The organism is Rhodopseudomonas palustris (assembly GCF_003591005.1).
GTDB classification, from domain to species: Bacteria; Pseudomonadota; Alphaproteobacteria; order Rhizobiales; family Xanthobacteraceae; genus Rhodopseudomonas; species Rhodopseudomonas palustris_K.
Genome location: NZ_QYYD01000005.1, coordinates 26,159 through 42,943, shown reverse-complemented (window position 1 = coordinate 42,943; position 16,785 = coordinate 26,159). Strand labels below are relative to the sequence as shown.

15 protein-coding genes are annotated in these 16,785 nt (G+C 65.9%); 12 read left to right on the top strand and 3 right to left on the bottom strand.

Annotated features, from left to right (window positions below; all coding sequences use genetic code 11):
* Nucleotides 1-81: 81 nt before the first annotated feature.
* From D4Q52_RS06300 to D4Q52_RS06255, 10 genes are all read left to right on the top strand, one after another.
* Nucleotides 82-261 (top strand): hypothetical protein, encoded by a 180-nt coding sequence (locus D4Q52_RS06300; protein WP_119855705.1) that lies wholly within the window; start codon nt 82-84, stop codon nt 259-261.
* Nucleotides 262-355: 94 nt separating this feature from the next.
* Entirely contained in the window at nt 356-1,114 is a 759-nt protein-coding gene (sufC, locus tag D4Q52_RS06295) for a Fe-S cluster assembly ATPase SufC (protein ID WP_119855704.1), read from the top strand.
* Nucleotides 1,115-1,130: 16 nt separating this feature from the next.
* Nucleotides 1,131-2,444, top strand: a complete 1,314-nt coding sequence (sufD, locus tag D4Q52_RS06290) for a Fe-S cluster assembly protein SufD (RefSeq protein WP_119855703.1) — start codon at nt 1,131-1,133, stop codon at nt 2,442-2,444.
* Between the two features lie 150 nt (nt 2,445-2,594).
* Nucleotides 2,595-3,839, top strand: a complete 1,245-nt coding sequence (locus tag D4Q52_RS06285) for a cysteine desulfurase (RefSeq protein ID WP_119855702.1) — start codon at nt 2,595-2,597, stop codon at nt 3,837-3,839.
* On the top strand, nt 3,836-4,204 hold the full coding sequence (locus tag D4Q52_RS06280) for an SUF system Fe-S cluster assembly protein (protein ID WP_054163221.1): 369 nt from the start codon (nt 3,836-3,838) through the stop codon (nt 4,202-4,204). Before D4Q52_RS06285 ends, D4Q52_RS06280 begins: the two co-directional genes overlap by 4 nt.
* 162 nt (nt 4,205-4,366) lie before the next feature.
* Entirely contained in the window at nt 4,367-4,768 is a 402-nt protein-coding gene (gene sufA / locus D4Q52_RS06275) for a Fe-S cluster assembly scaffold SufA (RefSeq protein WP_119855859.1), read from the top strand.
* A 148-nt stretch (nt 4,769-4,916) separates the two neighbouring features.
* Nucleotides 4,917-6,878 carry a CTQ-dependent glycine oxidase GoxA gene (goxA, locus tag D4Q52_RS06270; RefSeq protein WP_119855701.1) on the top strand — a complete coding sequence of 654 codons (1,962 nt, stop codon included), beginning with the start codon at nt 4,917-4,919 and terminating at the stop codon, nt 6,876-6,878.
* Between the two features lie 6 nt (nt 6,879-6,884).
* The gene (locus D4Q52_RS06265) at nt 6,885-7,988 is read left to right on the top strand and encodes an NAD(P)/FAD-dependent oxidoreductase (RefSeq protein ID WP_119855700.1); all 1,104 of its coding nucleotides are present in this window, start codon (nt 6,885-6,887) and stop codon (nt 7,986-7,988) included.
* Nucleotides 7,985-8,458 (top strand): RidA family protein, encoded by a 474-nt coding sequence (locus tag D4Q52_RS06260; protein WP_119855699.1) that lies wholly within the window; start codon nt 7,985-7,987, stop codon nt 8,456-8,458. The genes D4Q52_RS06265 and D4Q52_RS06260 overlap by 4 nt, the downstream gene beginning before the upstream one ends.
* A gap of 268 nt (nt 8,459-8,726) precedes the next feature.
* Nucleotides 8,727-9,128: a TfoX/Sxy family protein gene (locus tag D4Q52_RS06255; protein WP_119855698.1), complete on the top strand. Its 402-nt coding sequence runs from the start codon at nt 8,727-8,729 to the stop codon at nt 9,126-9,128.
* A 9-nt stretch (nt 9,129-9,137) separates the two neighbouring features.
* Here D4Q52_RS06255 and D4Q52_RS06250 read toward each other — a convergent pair whose 3' ends face one another.
* The 3 genes from D4Q52_RS06250 to D4Q52_RS06240 all read right to left on the bottom strand — a co-directional run bounded on the left by D4Q52_RS06250 (nt 9,138) and on the right by D4Q52_RS06240 (nt 13,014).
* Nucleotides 9,138-10,205, bottom strand: coding sequence for a GGDEF domain-containing protein (locus tag D4Q52_RS06250; protein ID WP_119855858.1), 1,068 nt, complete (start codon nt 10,203-10,205; stop codon nt 9,138-9,140).
* Between the two features lie 97 nt (nt 10,206-10,302).
* Nucleotides 10,303-11,784: a DEAD/DEAH box helicase gene (locus D4Q52_RS06245; protein ID WP_119855697.1), complete on the bottom strand. Its 1,482-nt coding sequence runs from the start codon at nt 11,782-11,784 to the stop codon at nt 10,303-10,305.
* 288 nt (nt 11,785-12,072) lie between these two features.
* The gene (locus D4Q52_RS06240) at nt 12,073-13,014 is read right to left on the bottom strand and encodes an AraC family transcriptional regulator (RefSeq protein ID WP_234831099.1); all 942 of its coding nucleotides are present in this window, start codon (nt 13,012-13,014) and stop codon (nt 12,073-12,075) included.
* A 381-nt stretch (nt 13,015-13,395) separates the two neighbouring features.
* On the opposite strand from D4Q52_RS06240, the gene D4Q52_RS06235 reads away from it, so the two are divergent.
* Together D4Q52_RS06235 and D4Q52_RS06230 are read left to right on the top strand one after the other, a co-directional pair.
* Nucleotides 13,396-15,081, top strand: a complete 1,686-nt coding sequence (locus tag D4Q52_RS06235; RefSeq protein WP_119855695.1) for a methyl-accepting chemotaxis protein — start codon at nt 13,396-13,398, stop codon at nt 15,079-15,081.
* A 163-nt stretch (nt 15,082-15,244) separates the two neighbouring features.
* Nucleotides 15,245-16,741, top strand: coding sequence for a caspase family protein (locus D4Q52_RS06230; RefSeq protein ID WP_119855694.1), 1,497 nt, complete (start codon nt 15,245-15,247; stop codon nt 16,739-16,741).
* Nucleotides 16,742-16,785: the final 44 nt, after the last annotated feature.

The window sequence follows — 16,785 nt, the reverse complement described above, 5'->3', positions numbered from 1 at the left end:
GCGGCAAGTGCGCTTCGCGTGAGCCAACTCGTCAGGGTCGTCTGCCGGTAGCCGTATTGGAGAACAGGACGGAGCTGCGTGATGGTCGAGCCAGACAGTTTGGTGCTTGAGTATCTTCGCGAGATCCGCAGCGACATGGCGAAGATGTCGGACCGGATCAGCACGCTGAGCGCGGAAATGACAACCGTCCGACAATATCTCGCCGGCCTCGTGACCCTCGTTGAGCACGATCACAGCGATATCGCGGTGATCAAAACCTGACTTGACCGCATCGAAAAGCGGCTCGATCTCGTGGACTAAATTGCAGGGAAGCGCGTGCGCCGCGCATCCCCGATTGAGATAAAAGGAAGCATCGATGCCCGCACTACTCGAAGTCAATGATCTCAAGGTCAGCGTCGCGGATCGGGAGATTCTGCATGGGCTGAACCTCACGGTGAACGCCGGCGAAGTCCACGCCATTATGGGGCCGAACGGCTCCGGCAAATCGACGCTGAGCCACGTCATCGCCGGCAAGCCGGGCTACGAAGTCACCGGCGGGCAGATCCTGTTCAAGGGCGAGGACCTCTTGGAAATGGCGCCGGATGTGCGCGCCGCCAAGGGCGTGTTCCTGGCCTTCCAGTATCCGGTCGAAATCCCGGGTGTCGCCACCATGACGTTCCTGCGCACCGCGCTGAACGCGCAGCGCAAGGCGCGCGGCGAGGACGAGTTCTCGACGCCGGATTTCCTGCGCCGGGTGCGCGAGGTCGCGTCCTCGCTCGGCATCCCGCAGGAGATGCTCAAGCGCGGCGTCAATGTCGGCTTCTCGGGCGGTGAGAAGAAACGCAACGAGGTACTGCAGATGGCGCTGTTCCAGCCTAGCCTGTGCATTCTCGACGAAATGGACTCCGGCCTCGACATCGACGCGCTGCGGATCGCCTCGGAAGGCGTCAACGCGCTGCGCACGCCGGACCGCGCCATGGTCGTGATCACCCACTATCAGCGGCTGCTCGATTACATCGTGCCCGACCATGTGCACGTGATGTCGAAGGGCAAGGTGGTGAAGAGCGGCGGCAAGGAGCTGGCGCTCGAACTCGAAGCCAACGGCTACGCCCAGTATCAGGAAGCGGCGGCCTGACGCCGAGGATTTGATCATGAATATCGCATTGGCGAAGACCGACAAGGCAGACGTCGCAGGCGCGAACTTCGCGAGCGTGCTGGCCGGCCAGCCGGGCGCCGGCAAGGTCGCCGACGCAAGGCGCCGTGCCTTCGATCAGTTTCAGCTGATCGGCCTGCCGCATCGGCGGATCGAGGACTGGAAGTACACTGACCTGCGCGCGCTGATGCGCGAGGTGCTGCCGATCGCGCCGGCGCCGGACGCCGCCGCGCTGGCCCGCGCTGAGGCGGTGTTGAAGCTGCACGGCATCGACGGCGTCCGCCGGCTGGTGCTGGTCGACGGCGTCCTGGTGACTGAGTTGTCCGATCTGGCGGCGCTTGAGCAGGGCCTGTCGATCCGCAGCCTGCGCGACGCGCTGGCGGCCGGCGACGAACGCCTGCTGTCGCTCGGCACCGCCGATCCGATGGTCGCGCTCAACACCGCGCTGATGACCGACGGTGTGGTGATCGACATCGCCGATGGCATCAAGCTGGCGCAGCCGCTGCACGTCGTCCACATCGCGGCGAGCAGCACGAGGACAGCAAGCTTCACCCGCTCGCTGCTGCAACTCGGCAAGAATGCGGCCGCGACGCTGGTCGAGAGCTACGTCGCAGGTGAGGGCGCCGGCGCCTATCAGGTCCACGACGCAGCCGTGATCAGCATCGGCGACGGCGCACGGCTCGATCATGTCCGCCTGATCGAGGACGCGCGCGACGCTTTCAATATCTCGGCCGCCGAAGTCCGCGTCGGCACCCAGGCGCATTACGGCGTGGTCGGCGTCAACACCGGCTCGCTGGTCAGCCGCTACTCGTCGACCGTGACGATCGCCGGCGAGCATGCCCGGGTCGAGACCAACGGCGTCAATCTGCTCAACGGCACCCAGCACGCCGACACCACGTTGACCATGAACCACGACGTGCCGCATTGCGTCAGCCGCGAAGGTTTTCGCGCGGTGGTGGATGATCGCGGCCATTCGGTGTTCCAGGGCCGCATCAACGTGCGCCAGCCGGCGCAGCAGACCGACGCCAAGATGATGACGCGGGCGCTGCTGCTGTCCGACGACGCCGAGGCCGACAACAAGCCCGAGCTCGAGATTTTTGCCGACGACGTCACCTGCGGCCACGGCGCCGCGATCGGCGCGCTCGACGATCAGCTGCTGTTCTATCTGCGCGCCCGCGGTCTTCCCGAGAAGGAAGCCGAGGCGCTGCTGATCCAGGCCTTCGTCGGCGAGGCGATCGAAGCGATCGCCGACGACAATCTGCGCACGCTGGCAATCGGTGCGGCGGAGCGCTGGCTGGCGGCGCGGGGGTAGTATAGCCAATGAGATCGTCATTGCGAGCGCAGCGAAGCAATCCAGGAATTCCGTGCACTGAGCTGGATTGCTTCGTCGCTTCGCTCCTCGCACTGACGGTGTGGCTACTTCCTGCGGACATCTTGAAGACAGTTGAAAGTTAGTACGGTCATGGCGCATCCCGCAGTTAGCAACGGCTCCTACGACGTCGCCCGCGTGCGCGAGGATTTTCCGGCGCTCGGGCTCGAAGTCTACGGCAAGCGACTGGTGTATCTCGACAACGCCGCGTCGGCGCAGAAGCCGCGCGTGGTGCTGGAGCGGATGACCAAGGCGTATGAGAGCGAATACGCCAACGTGCATCGCGGCCTGCATTATCTCGCCAACGCCGCGACCGAGGCCTACGAGGGCGGCCGCGCGCGGGTGCAGGGCTTCCTCAACGCGCGTAAGCCGGAAGAGATCATCTTCACCCGCAACGCCACCGAGGCCATCAACCTGGTCGCGTCGTCCTACGGTTCGCCGAACATCGGCGAGGGTGACGAGATCGTGCTCTCGATCATGGAGCACCATTCCAACATCGTGCCGTGGCACTTCTTGCGTGAGCGCCAGGGCGCCGTGCTGAAATGGGCGCCGGTCGACGATGAGGGCAACTTCCTGATCGACGAATTCGAGAAGCTGCTGACGCCGAAGACCAAGCTGGTGGCGATCACCCAGATGTCCAACGCGCTCGGCACCATCGTGCCGGTCAAGGAGGTCGTGAAGATCGCGCATGATCGCGGCATTCCGGTTCTGGTCGACGGCAGCCAGGGCGCGGTGCACCTGACCATCGACGTCCAGGACATCGATTGCGACTTCTACATCATGACCGGTCACAAGCTGTACGGCCCGACCGGCATCGGCGTGCTGTACGGGAAGTACGACGTGCTGGCGCAGATGCGCCCCTACAACGGCGGCGGCGAGATGATCCGCGAAGTGGCGCAGGACTGGGTCACGTATGGCGACCCGCCGCACCGCTTCGAGGCCGGAACCCCGGCGATCGTCGAGTCGGTCGGGCTGGGTGCCGCGATCGACTACGTCAATTCGATCGGCAAGGAGCGCATCGCCGCGCACGAACACGATCTTTTGACCTATGCCGAGCAACGGCTGCGCGAAATCAACTCGCTGCGGATCATCGGCGCTGCCAAGAACAAGGGCCCGGTGATTTCCTTCGAAATGAAGGGGGCGCATCCGCACGACGTCGCCACGGTGATCGACCGCCAGGGCGTTGCGGTGCGCGCGGGAACCCACTGCGTGATGCCGCTGCTGGAGCGTTTCCAGGTGACGGCGACGTGCCGGGCGTCGTTCGGCATGTATAATACGCGTGAAGATGTCGACCAACTCGCACAGGCGCTGATCAAGGCGCGGGATCTGTTCGCATGACCGATACGATCGAGGCCAAAGCCAATATGCAGACCGTCTCGGCGCTGCCGCCCGAGGAGACCGAGCGGCTCGGCACCGAAATCGTGGGTGCGCTCAAGACGGTGTTCGACCCGGAAATCCCCGCCGACATCTACGAGTTGGGCTTGATCTACAAGGTCGAGATCAAGGACGACCGCACCGTCGACCTCGATATGACGCTGACGACGCCGAACTGCCCGGCCGCGGCGGAACTGCCGACGATGGTCGAGAACGCCGTGGCCTCGGTGCCGGGCGTCGGCGTTGTCAACGTCAACATCGTCTGGGAGCCGCCGTGGACGCCCGAGCGCATGAGCGACGAAGCGCGACTCGTGCTGAATATGTGGTGAAGGCTTGCAACAGGCGCGCCGTCATTGCGAGGAGCGCAGCGACGAAGCAATCCATGCCACGTGCACTGAGCTGGATTGCTTCGCTGCGCTCGCAATGACGGGGTGAGGGTCTTAGATAATCAGCCAACCGAGCGGCCTTGAACCGCTACGAGGATGGACACGATGACGGAAGCGACGCCAACGACCCCGGCCAAGCCGGCCCGCCGGCCGCGCCCGCAGGTGATGCGGCTGACTGACGCTGCGGCGACGCGCGTCAAGGAGCTGATGGGCCGCGCCGACAGCGAGATCCTCGGCCTGCGCGTCGGCATCAAGAACGGCGGCTGCGCCGGGCAGTCCTACACGGTGGACTACGCGCACGACATCAAGCCGACCGACGAAGTGATCGAGGACAAGGGCGTCAAGATCATGGTCGATCCGAAGGCCGTGCTGTTCCTGCTCGGCACCGAGATGGACTACAAGGCCGACAAGATGCAGGCGCAGTTCGTCTTCAACAATCCGAACCAGATCTCGGCCTGTGGCTGTGGCGAGTCGGTGGAGTTGAAGCCAGCCGAGATCGATGGCTGAGGAAGCGCCAGACGCTTCTGCTCATAGCCTATGAGTGCTGTTGAAGCTCGTTTGACGAACTTGATGCTCAGTCCCTGCATGTTCCATTAAGTTGGAATTAAGAGGCGATCGCGAATAACTCCTGCAAGACATTTGCAGGGGAGTTCGTATGAAACGCCGTGACTTTCTGCTCGGGGCTGCAGCGCTGGGGCTTAGCGGTCCGATCCTCGGCAAAGCGGCGATATCGTCGCTGCATGCCCAGCAGGCCGCGCCGCAGGGCGCCAAGATTGCCAAGGTCGCGATCTTCCCGGCCATCGGCTTTTCCCGCGTCGGCAATGCCGACGACTGGTTTCTGGCACCCGAGGTGCCCGGCCTGCTCGACGAGCCGGAGGGCGGCTTCAAGGACTCCCGCGGCCGCATCAAGAAGCAGGTGCAGCGCTTCCGGCTGTTCGGCTACGACGACCAAGGCCGCGTCGTGCGCGAGATCGACGCGGCGTCGGCGAAATGGACCGTGCACGCCGCCAACACCAAGGCGACCTGGTACGGCTTCAGCAACGCGCTCGACCGCGGCGCCAGCATGCCGGGCGTGCCCAACCCGCAGCGCAATGCCTTCATCCCGCTCGACAAGCGCGACCAGATGCTGTGCATCGATCCCGGCGCTATCGCGATCTCAGGCGCCTCGGTGAACGGCGCCGGCGGCGACGACAAGTACAAACTCAAGGGTCGGTTCTGGCAGACGCTCGACGTCTCGCTCGGCCATCTGCGCACCGATGACAAGGGTCGCCTGCTGGTGTTCGCCGCCGAGGGCGTGTCGCGCTCGGCGCTGCCGCAGAACCCGGTGCGCGACTTCACCAACAATGACGGCTGGCACGACGACTGGGCCGACGGCTGGGTCAAGGCCAGCGTCAGCATCGACGGCCAGACCGTCGAGGCCGAGCCGGCTTGGGTGGTGTGCTGCGGGCCGAAATTCGCGCCGCAGCTCGAGCCGATCGTGACGCTGTACGACGCGGCGCGCGAGGCGATGATCGACCTCGGCCAGCTGCAGGCGCCGGCCGACAAGGTGTCGTTCCGCCGCGACGTGCTGCCGATCCTGCGCCGTGCCGGCACCATGCAATGGGTCGCGGCGGCATCGTTCCTCGGCGCGGCCTGGCACGACATCGGCGATCTGTCCGACCCGAAGGTGATCGAGACGCTGGCGAAGTCGTCGGCCGACGCGCAGGCGGAGCGCAAGCGCGTGTTCGACGTCTTCCGCAAGCCGGGTGGCGAGGATCGACGCGGCAACGCGATCCCGATCATGCTCGGCGACGGCGTCAATTACCCAGACAGCGCGCATTCCTGGCTGGCTTTGACGCCGACCCAGTACCGCGTGCTCGAATTGTGGGTCGACGGCAAGTTCGACGCCGACTACGTGAATGCCGCGGCGGACGCGGTGAAGACGCTCGACGATCTTCCGGTCGAACTCCGTCCGGAAGCAATGACCCGCGCGGCGCTCGACGCCTGCTCGGGCGGCGCCTTCCACCCCGGCGTCGAGATCACCTGGCCGATCCGCCACAAGGCGCTGTATCGCGGCCCGAACGAAACCAAGCTGCCGTTCCGTATCGCGCTGTCGGGCCGCAAGACGCTCAACCAGGATCTCGGCCTCCAGCTCAACGTCGATAACGTCTTCACCGGCAATCCGGCCAAGCCGGACCAAGGCTCGCCGATCGGCCCGCAGGCGCCCGGCGATCTGACGCGCTGGATGGGCGTGCCGTGGCAGGGCGACGCGTTCAGCTGCCAGGCGGTGCTGACCGCGACCGGCTTCCCGACGCCGGTGTGGTGGCCGGCGCTGCTGCCAGTCGATGTGCTGCCCGAGGCGTTCTACAAGCAGATGATGCGCACCGACCTCACCGAAGAGGAGCGGCTGCGATTTTATCACATGCGCGTGCCGTGGGCGCGTGGCGCCGCCGGCATCGGTCTGCATGTCGAGGCCGGCTACACCGACGGCCTGCGCCGCATGATCGAGCTGTGGACGCGGATGGGCGTGGTGGTGAAGCGGCCGGGTCCGAAGGGGCTGGCCGGCGTGCCCGACCAGGTGTTCGTCGAAGTGCAGCGCGGCTCGATGGATATCGTCGAGCCGATTCCGTCACGCTGATCGCGCATGGATAGGGTTGCGGTGATCGGGGGCGGGGTGGCGGGACTATCCGCCGCCCGCCGGCTGCTGCTGGTCGGGCACAGGCCGATCCTGATCAGTCCCGATCCCGCGGTGCCGAACCGCGGCGAGACGCTGTCGCCGAAAGCGACGACGCTGCTCGAAGCGCTGCAGTGGAGCCATCTGCTCGACGCCGATAGCGCGCTGCCGGGCGAGGGGCGGTTCTCGGTGTGGGGTGACGCGACGCTGCGCAAGGCACCCGATCACGAAGGCCTCGGCTATCACCTTGACCGCGTGCAATTCGAACGCCTGATGCGCACCGCGCTGCTCGCCGGCAACGTCGAGCGGATCAGTAGCAGCGTGACGGCGATGACGCATCGGCCCGGCGGCGTAGAGCTCACTCTGGCTGACGGCGCAACCATCTCGGCGGCGGCGGCGATCGACTGCACCGGCCGCGCTGCGCTGTCGTCCGGCGCCGCCGCCGAGCGCCGGCGGCTCGACCGGCTGGTCGCGGCGTGGCGCGTGCTCGATCTGCCGGACGATGCCGACACCGCGGCGGCGACACTGGTCGAAGCGGTCGAACTCGGCTGGTGGTACATGTCGCCGTTGCCGGGCCGCCGCATGATGCTCGGCCTATTCACCGACTCCGATCTGCTTCCCACCGGCGTCGCGCAGGATGGCGCGCGTTGGGCGGGCCTTGCGGCCGGCACGCACGCGATCGCGCCGCGGCTGGGTAGTCTCGGGCTCGACGCCGTCGCGGCCGGCGCAGCGCCGGCGATGGCGCCGGCCGCCTCGGTCACCGTCAGCCGTCTGATCGAAGGCCGTATCGTTCGCGCCGGCGACGCAGCCGCGGCGCTCGACCCCGTCGGCGCCAACGGCATCGCCACCGCGTTGTGGAGCGGCCTGCACGCGGCCGCGGCCGCGCTCGCGCTGATCAGGGGCGAGGCCGGCGTCGCCTCAACCTATGAGCGCGATTATTTGCAGGGCGTCAGCCATCAGCTCGCGACGCAGCGGGCGATGTACGCGTCCGAGCCTCGCTTCGCCGCCGCGCCGTTCTGGCGCCGGCGTCAGACCGAACCGTTCACAACCGACCACAAGGAGGAAACCGCATGACCACTTCGCTGCGCGCGCTGCTACTCGCCGCCGTCGCTGTCACCGCCGTGCCCATGGCTGCCGCCGCCGAGAGCGCCGTGCAGATCATCGCGCCGACCGACAAGACCATCACGCCGAGCGGCACCTGGAGCATCGGCGCGCGCGCCGGCGATTTCGTGTTCATCGGCGGCATGCGCGGCACCGACCGTGTCACCGGCAAGATGGTCGACGGCGACGAGGCGCGCGTGCGCCGGATGTTCGACAACATGCTGGCCGCCGCCGAAGCCGCCGGCGCCACCAAGGCCGACGCGGTGCGCCTGACTGTATTCGTCACCGACGTCGCCAAATATCGCCCGCTGGTCAACAAGGTGCAGAAGGACATCTGGGGCGATGGGCCATACCCGCCGCGCACCGTGCTGCAGGTGCCGGCGCTCGATCAGGGCGACATCGCCGAGATTGACGGCACGTTCTACGCGCCGGTGAAGAAGTAGTTCGAAGGGGCGCCGTGCTGCGTGCCGCCATCCACGGTGGTCGTCGTCACCAGCGCATGCGGGTGATCCAGTATGCAGAGAGTCAGCGTTCGGCGTTGACGGCTGACCTCATAAATTGAGACCAACCGCTCTGGAACTGGGTCGCCCGGGGGTGAGGCGACGCCTCGTACTGGGCCGCGCGCTCCCCAAGCCGATCGAACGTCGCTTGCGGCTTTTGGCTTGCTATGCTGATCGGGTTGCGAGCAAAGCGGAGGAGGCCCGGACGCCGATGGATCGTGATCATCTCGCCGATTTGTTCGAGCCGTTCGGCCGGGTCACGATCCGGCGGATGTTTTCCGGATTTGGGATCTCGGCCGACGGCGTCAATTTTGCGCTGGTGATTCAAGACGCGATCTATCTGCGCGCCGACGCGGCGACGATCGCCAAGTTCGAGGCCGAAGGCTCGCGGCCGTTCTCCTACACGACCCGGCTGCGAACCGTCACGGTCGCCTCGTATTGGCGGCTGCCGGACCGGCTGCTCGACGAGCCGGACGAATTTGCCATGTGGTCGCGGGCAGCGCTGGCCGCAGCCGAGCGCGCGGCGCTGGAGAAGGCGCGCAAGCCAAGCAGCAAGCCGCGCGTCGCCAAGGCGACGACGCCGAAATTGAAGCCGCGGCAACGCCGCGCGTAGTAACGCGCGTTATGCCACTCTCGCAGGCTGGACTTTGCGGAATTCCGGATCGGTTTCGCAGATGACGCGGTTACGGCCGTTGCGCTTGGCCGAGTAAAGGCAGGCGTCGGCGCGTTCGATCAGGGCGTCGGCGTCGTCGTCGGGTTTCAGCGTCGAGACGCCGACCGACAGCGTGACCCGGCCGAGAATTTCGCCGGTCGATTTCTTCTTCAGCTCCTTCGACATCACCACACGGCGAATGTCGTCCGCCAGCATCAGGGCCTGGCGCAGCGGCGTCTCGGGCAACACGACGGCGAACTCCTCGCCGCCATAGCGGGCCGGGATGTCCCGCTCTTTGATGGTCTGCTTCAGCGTCATCCCCACCAGCCGCAGCACCTGATCGCCGGTGAGATGGCCGTAGGTGTCGTTGAACGATTTGAAGTGATCGATGTCGATCATCAGGAGCGACATCGGGCGGCGGCTGACGGACGCGGTGCGGACGGCGTCACTGACGACGCGGTCAAAATGCTTGCGGTTGCCGAGGCCGGTCAGCGGGTCGGTGACGCTTTCGGCACGGATCGCTTCCAGGTTGGTCTGGAGGTTGCTGATTTCCCGCCGCGAATTGGAGAGCCGGTCCTCGAGCGCGGTGTTGGCCTGCTGCATCTCGCGGGTCGCCGATACCAGGCGCTCGACGATTGTCTTGATCTGTTCGTGATCGGTGGCGAGCAACAGGGTCTGGCTGGCGCCTTCCAGATTGTCGCCGAAGGTCGCGGTGGTGCCCAGCGTGTCGGCGAGCAGCGACATCATGTCGTCGATCTCGCTCAGCACGCGCGCGCCGATGCGGTCGATGCGATCGTTGGTGCGGCCGTGCGAGAGGTAGCAGTCGTGAAGGCGTTCGAGGTCGGCGTCGGTGAGACGACCACCGGTCGTCAGCGCCTCGTTGATCGCCTGGTTCAGCTCGACATTGTAGCCGGTGGCGTAGACGTACCAGATCTCGTAGTTGCGCGGCATGGCGGGCTGCCGCAGCGCTTTGATCTGATTCAGCGCGAGCTCGGCAAACGCCAAGCTGCGCTCGTGTTCATCCTGCATCGCAGCCACCGCGTCCACCGGCCGATTCTGGCCCTGCCTTACTTGCTGTGAGGCTAAGGTGTGGCGGTGAATGCCGCGTAAATATCCGAGGGATCAGCCTCGCCGATTACCCGCGGGCGCGGACCGGACGGAGCAGGAATGCCGGCAGGTGCGAGTGATCGCCGGGTTCGGACGACGTGTCGCGCGGCGGCGGCGCCGAGCCGAACGAGGCGTGCGCTGCAACAGCAGGGGTGCTACGCGGCTCGCGGCGCGGCTTGCGCGCGTCACGAGGCTCGCGGCGACCTTCGTTCCGCGGCTCGCGATGTTCGCGCGGCTCAGGAGCGTCGCGCTGTTCACGGGGCTCGCGAGCCTCACGCGGTGCGCGATCCTCGCCCCGGGCTTCGCGAGGCTCGCGGTGGCGCGACCCGGACGAGCGGCGCGACGAACGCGCGGGGCGCTCGTGTTCGTCCTCGACATCGCCGACCGGGCCCGCTTCGGCGCGGGGAATTTCTTTGCCGATCAGCTTCTCGATCGCGGCGATCGACTTCTGGTCGGACGGGGCGACGATCGAGATGGCGGTGCCGAGACGGCCAGCGCGGCCGGTCCGGCCGATGCGATGGACGTAGTCGTCGGGATGATGCGGCACGTCGAAATTGAAGACGTGGCTGACTTCCGGAATGTCGAGGCCGCGGGCCGCGACGTCGGAGGCGACCAGGATCGGCAGTTCGCCCTTGCGGAACTGATCGAGCGCGGCGGTGCGGGCCGACTGGTCCATGTCGCCGTGCAGCGCGCCGACGCTGAAGCCGTGCTTCTGCAGCGACTTCGCCAGCAGCGCGACTTCGCGCTTGCGGTTGCAGAAGATGATCGCGTTCTTGAGGTCGGTCGACGCCCGGATCAGGCGGCGCAGCGTCTCGCGCTTCTCGTGCGGCTCGCGCCCGCACGGCACCTGGGACTGCGTCACCGTCACGGCGGTGGACGCCGGCTTGGAAACTTCGATTTTTTCGGGATTGTGCAGGAATGTTTCGGTGACGCGGCGGATTTCCGGCGGCATCGTCGCGGTGAAGAACAGCGTCTGCCGGGTGAAGGGGACCAGCTTGCAGATCCGCTCGATGTCCGGAATGAAGCCCATGTCGAGCATGCGGTCGGCTTCGTCGATGATCAGCATCTCGACGCCGGTCAGCAACAGGCCGCCGCGTTCGGTGTGGTCGAGCAGCCGGCCCGGGGTGGCGATCAGCACGTCGACACCGCGCATCAGCTTGGTGTCCTGATCGCCGAACGAGACGCCGCCGATCAGCAGCGCAACGTTGAGTTTCTGGCCGACGCCGTATTTGTCGAACTGCTCCTTGACCTGGGCGGCGAGTTCGCGGGTCGGCTCGAGGATCAGGGTGCGGGGCATTCGTGCCCGGGCGCGGCCCTTTTCCAGCATCGTCAGCATCGGCAGCACGAAGGCTGCGGTCTTGCCGGTGCCGGTCTGGGCGATGCCGAGGACGTCCTTGCGGGCGAGGACGTGGGGGATCGCCTGTTCTTGAATGGGGGTCGGGGTAGTGTAACCGCTTGCCGCGACGGCAGCGAGGACCTTGTCTGAAAGGCCGAGATTGGAAAAGGACATTGAGCCTCTGTTGTCGACGCGATCCGATCCGAACGACGATTGCAAGGATCACGCCACTTGATGAAACCGCCGCCAGGATTTCTCGGAAATCACTGTCGCGCTCAGCCCCGGAGCGGCAAGCAATGTTGCACGGGGATGTCGGTCGCGGACAGGCGGCTCAATCGGGATATCGCTAGTCGATACCGGGCCGCATCACGGCCGGAACATAGGCCGGAATCGCGTAAAGTCAATGCACCAGACGATGAAACGGCCGAAAAGCTTAATATTCCTGCAGTTTTAACGGCCGTATCAGCGGCTCCGCCGCAGCGTTTCGGTCGGCGACTCGCCGAACGCCGCCCGGTAGTCGTTCGCGAAGCGGCTCGGATTGGCGAAGCCGCACCGGAGCGCGACGCCGACGACGGTGGTGGCCGCGCCGGCTTCAAGCAGCCGCCGCGCGTGCGCCAGCCGCAGCCGCTTGAGAAAGGCGGAGGGCGAGTAGCCGCGATGGCGAACGAAGCCGCGGTTCAGCGTCGAGACGCTGACGCCCGCCTTGCGAGCCAGGTCCTCGACGGTGATCTCGTCCATGCCACGCGCGTGTGCGCAGCGGCCTTCCGCGTAGTTCTCCGCCTTCAGAACGAACTGAGGCAGCGCTTCGCTGCCTTCGGTGTCCAGCAGGCGGTGAAGATTGTGGCGGCTGCAGTACAGCAGCGCGGTGATACAGCTCTGTTCGAGTTGCAGCAGCACGTTCTTCGGCCAAGCCAGAAACTGTGCGTCGAGCCGCGCGGCGAGCAATCTGGTCAGATCCCGGAATCCGAGATAGCGCGGGTCGCGATGAGCGATCGCGGGTTCGAACATGATCGGCTGCTGCGGCCTGAAGCCGATCAGTGAAGCGATCGTGCGCTCGAGGACGGGTTGCGGAATCCTCAGGATCAATTGGCTGAAGCCATCTCCCATCTCGAGCTGGGCAGCCCGACCAGGCGAGCAGATGCACGCGGCGCCCTCGGACAGTTCAACGACCTGTTCGCCGCTGGTCAGCCGCGCGCGGCCGCGAAGGCAAAGATGGACAAGAGCGATGTGGCGCTCGGGAATGCTGAGCGTCGCAGATCCTCTGCCGACGGTGAAGTACAAACCCGTTTGCGGAAGTTCGGCAAGGTTGGATCTCAGGAAGAAGCCGTTTTGATCCGGAACGATCAGGTCGACTCCGTAGCGCCGCAGAATGCTTTGCGCTTCGACCGGGTCGTGGCAGTGCATCAGAGGAAAGTCTTGCAGCGGCTCCCCGATCGGGGGCGTCTCCGTTTCACCAATCATCACCGCATCACAACGCCCTTTCGCGGCATTAGTCGATCAAAGGTTGTGTCTGCACAACCGGAATCCGGTTTCTGTCCTTCGGTGACGTATTTTGTACTTACGGCCGATTAGCTGCCGTCCGCTAGACAGTGGGGCATTGCGCCAACCGCAAAGCGACGCACGCGCAGTGGCCGAATCGAACGACGGCGACTCGGCTGGATCTCGTCGTCATGCAGCCGTTGCAGTCGCTGCACCACGTCCGCGCGCGTGTGGGGTGGGTTCACTTCGCAGATTGCGTAGTTGCGCAGCTGCGGCACGTTGACACAATTTATCGGGGTACCGACAATGAAGCTGTCCAACATCAAGATCCTCTACAAAATCCTCGCGTGTTTTGTCCTGCTCAGTCTGGTGGTCGGCTTCGGCCTCTGGTTCTCCGCCGCGAAGATGGACGAGATCGACCGCACCTATGCGGCGATGCTCGAGAACGACGTGCAGGGCATGAAGGCGAACTTCCGTGCCAATGCGAGGGTCTACAATCTCGGACGTCTGTCGTGGCGTGTGATCGCCGAAACCGATCCCGCCGAGATGCAGAAGGTCGGCGCCGAAGTCGCGACGAACCAGCGCGAGTTCAACGATTTCATCGCGCTTGCGAAGCGGGCGCTGCCGGCCTACGCCGCCGACTTCGAGCAGATCGGCAAGATGTTCGACGACATCATGACCGGGAAATTCCCGCCGATCGAATGGGCCTCTGCGGCCAACAGGAAGGACGAGGCGATCCGACTCGCCAAGGAGATGGCAACGGACAACCACGCGTTGCGATCGGCGCAGGTTGCGATCACGCAGAAGCTCGACAAGGAATTCGCCGAGAAGTCCCGCGCCGCAGCGGCCGACGTCGCGAGTACGATCAAGCTCACGATCGTGCTCGTCGGCGGCGGCTTCGTCGCAGTCCTGGCCATGGCGTTCGCACTCGTGCAGTTCGGTGTTGCGCGTCCGCTTGCCCGCCTGGTCGGCGATCTGCAATCGATGGCGCGCGGTCAGCAGGTCGAGATCGCCGGCACCGACCGCGGCGACGAGATCGGACAGACCGCCAACGCCGTCAACGGCATCAAGCTGATGCTGGACGATAAGGCGCGGCAGGAAGCGGCGGCCAAGGCCGAGCAGGATCGCCGGATCGCCGAGCAGCGCAAGCAGGACATGGCGAAGCTTGCCGGCGATTTCGAAGCCGCGGTGGGCGAAGTGATCCAGACGGTGTCGTCCGCCTCCACCGAACTCGAAGCCTCGGCGACGACGCTGACATCGACGGCGGAGCGCGCGCAGGAGGTCACCACCGCGGTCGCTGCAGCTTCCGAGGAAGCGTCGACCAACGTTCAATCGGTCGCCTCCGCGACCGAGGAGATGGCGTCGTCGGTGACCGAGATCAGCCGCCAGGTTCAGGACTCCGCCCGGATCGCCTGCGAGGCGGTGGCTCAGGCGCAGCGGACCAACGAGCGCGTCAGCGAGCTGTCGCAGGCCGCGGCCCGGATCGGCGACGTCGTCGAGCTGATCAACACCATCGCCGGTCAGACCAACCTGCTGGCGCTCAACGCCACGATCGAGGCCGCGCGCGCCGGCGAAGCCGGACGTGGCTTCGCCGTGGTGGCATCTGAAGTGAAAGCGCTGGCCGAACAGACCGCAAAGGCCACCGGCGAGATCAGCGCCCAGATCGGCAGTATCCAATCGGCGACCGATCAGTCGGTCGTGGCGATCCGCGAGATCGGGCAGACGATTTCAAAGATGTCGGAGATCGCTTCGACGATCGCCTCGGCGGTCGAGGAACAGGGCGCGGCGACGCAGGAAATTTCGCGTAACGTGCAGCAGGCGGCGCTGGGCACGCAGCAGGTGTCCGGCAGCGTCGTCGATGTTCAGCGCGGCGCGACCGAGACCGGCTCGGCTTCGGTCCAGGTGCTGGCGGCCGCACGGTCGCTGTCGCGAGACAGCAATCGGCTGAAGGACGAGGTCGGCCGATTTTTGAGCAATGTTCGCTCGGCGTAGCACTGGAGTGCCGGCCCGGCGCTTCGGCGCCGGGTTGCAACTTCGGCGCAGGCATGATGTCGGCCGGGTGAGCGCTGGCCTTTTGGGTTGAACCCGCTTCGGCTTTTGGCCGACTATGGCGCAGCGGCCCGATCCGGCCGCACGACTGATCGGGGACCCGGGAATGCGATCGCTGTTGCTGCGGGGGATATCGGCGATCGTTGTAGCTGTAGCGCTGCTGATCTGCGCGCCGGCCGAGGCCGCCAAGCGCGTCGCGCTGGTGATCGGCAATGACGATTATCGCCACGTGCCGAAGCTGCAGAAGGCGGTCAACGACGCCCGCACCATGGGCGACACGCTCCGCGCGCTCGGCTTTCAGGTGATGGTCGCCGAGAATCAGAGCCGCGCCGCCTTCAGCCAAAGTCTGCTCGCGTTCGACAATGTCATCGAGCCGGGCGACACCGCGTTCTTCTTCTACGCCGGCCACGGCTTCGAGATCGCCGGCCAGAATTTCCTGCTGCCGACTGACGTGCCCGCGGCCACCGAGGGCCAGGAAGAACTGGTCCGCGACGCCTCGATCATGGCCGACCGGATTGTCGACCGGCTGCAGAACCGCGGCGCCCGCACCGCGATCCTGGTGCTCGATGCCTGCCGCAACAATCCGTTCGACCGCCGCGGCGTGCGCGCGCTGGCCGGGCGCGGCGGCCTCGCGCCGATGACCACGCTGCCCGAGGGCGTGTTCTCGATCTTCTCCGCCGGCCCGCGGCAGACCGCGCTCGACCGGCTGTCGGACAGTGACGCCAACCCGAACTCGGTTTTCACGCGCGTCTTCGCCAAGCAGATCAGGGACCCCGGCGACAATCTCGTGCAGGTGGCGCAGCGCACGCGGCGGCTGGTCAGCGAGATGGCCGACAGCGTCGGCCACAAGCAGGTGCCGGTGTATTTCGACCAGATGGTCGACGACGTATTTCTCAACGGTCCGGCAAAGCCGGCCGCAAGCGCCGCCGCGCCGGGTGAGGCACCCGAAAAGGTCGCGGCACTGCCGCCGGTAGCACCGCTGAAGCCGCCGTCGTCGGAGAGCCTGAACGCGCCGATCGCCAGCTTCTCGCGCCACAATGGCGGCTGGACCGTGGTGTTCTCGATCGCCGACCCGACGCTGGGCATTTCGTGGCGGATGGCCGGCGAGGGCGATTTCCGCGAGACCGGCTTCATGGACTCGCTCGATCCGCGCACCCGCAAGCGGCTGCCGAACCCGTCCATCCAACTTCCCGCCGATGCGCCGGCCTCGACCATCGAGGTGCGCTACGTCGATGCGCAGGGCGAACTGCAAGGGCCGTTCCCGATCCGGTTCGAACCCGAGGCGGCGCTGCTGCGCGATCAGCGCAAGATCCTCGACATGACGGCGACGAGCTGGCTGTCGTTCCGGGACTACAACGGGCTCCTGGTGTACTACACGCATCTGATGTCGTATCGCTGCGCCATCCGCGAGGTGCGGATCGGCGTCGATAGCGCCGTGCCTGACAAGGTGCTGAAGATGCCGGCCTGCGACATGCGCGACCCGGTCAACATCCCGAGCAGCGCCACGCCGTATTTGAAGCTGCCGTCGAACGTCAAATCGGTCTCGGTCGAGCTGACCTATCGCGACGGGAGCGTGTCGGAGATCAAGACGTTCCGGAAGTAATAGACCCATAGGTGGGAATGACGACCACGACGACCAGTCGGCCG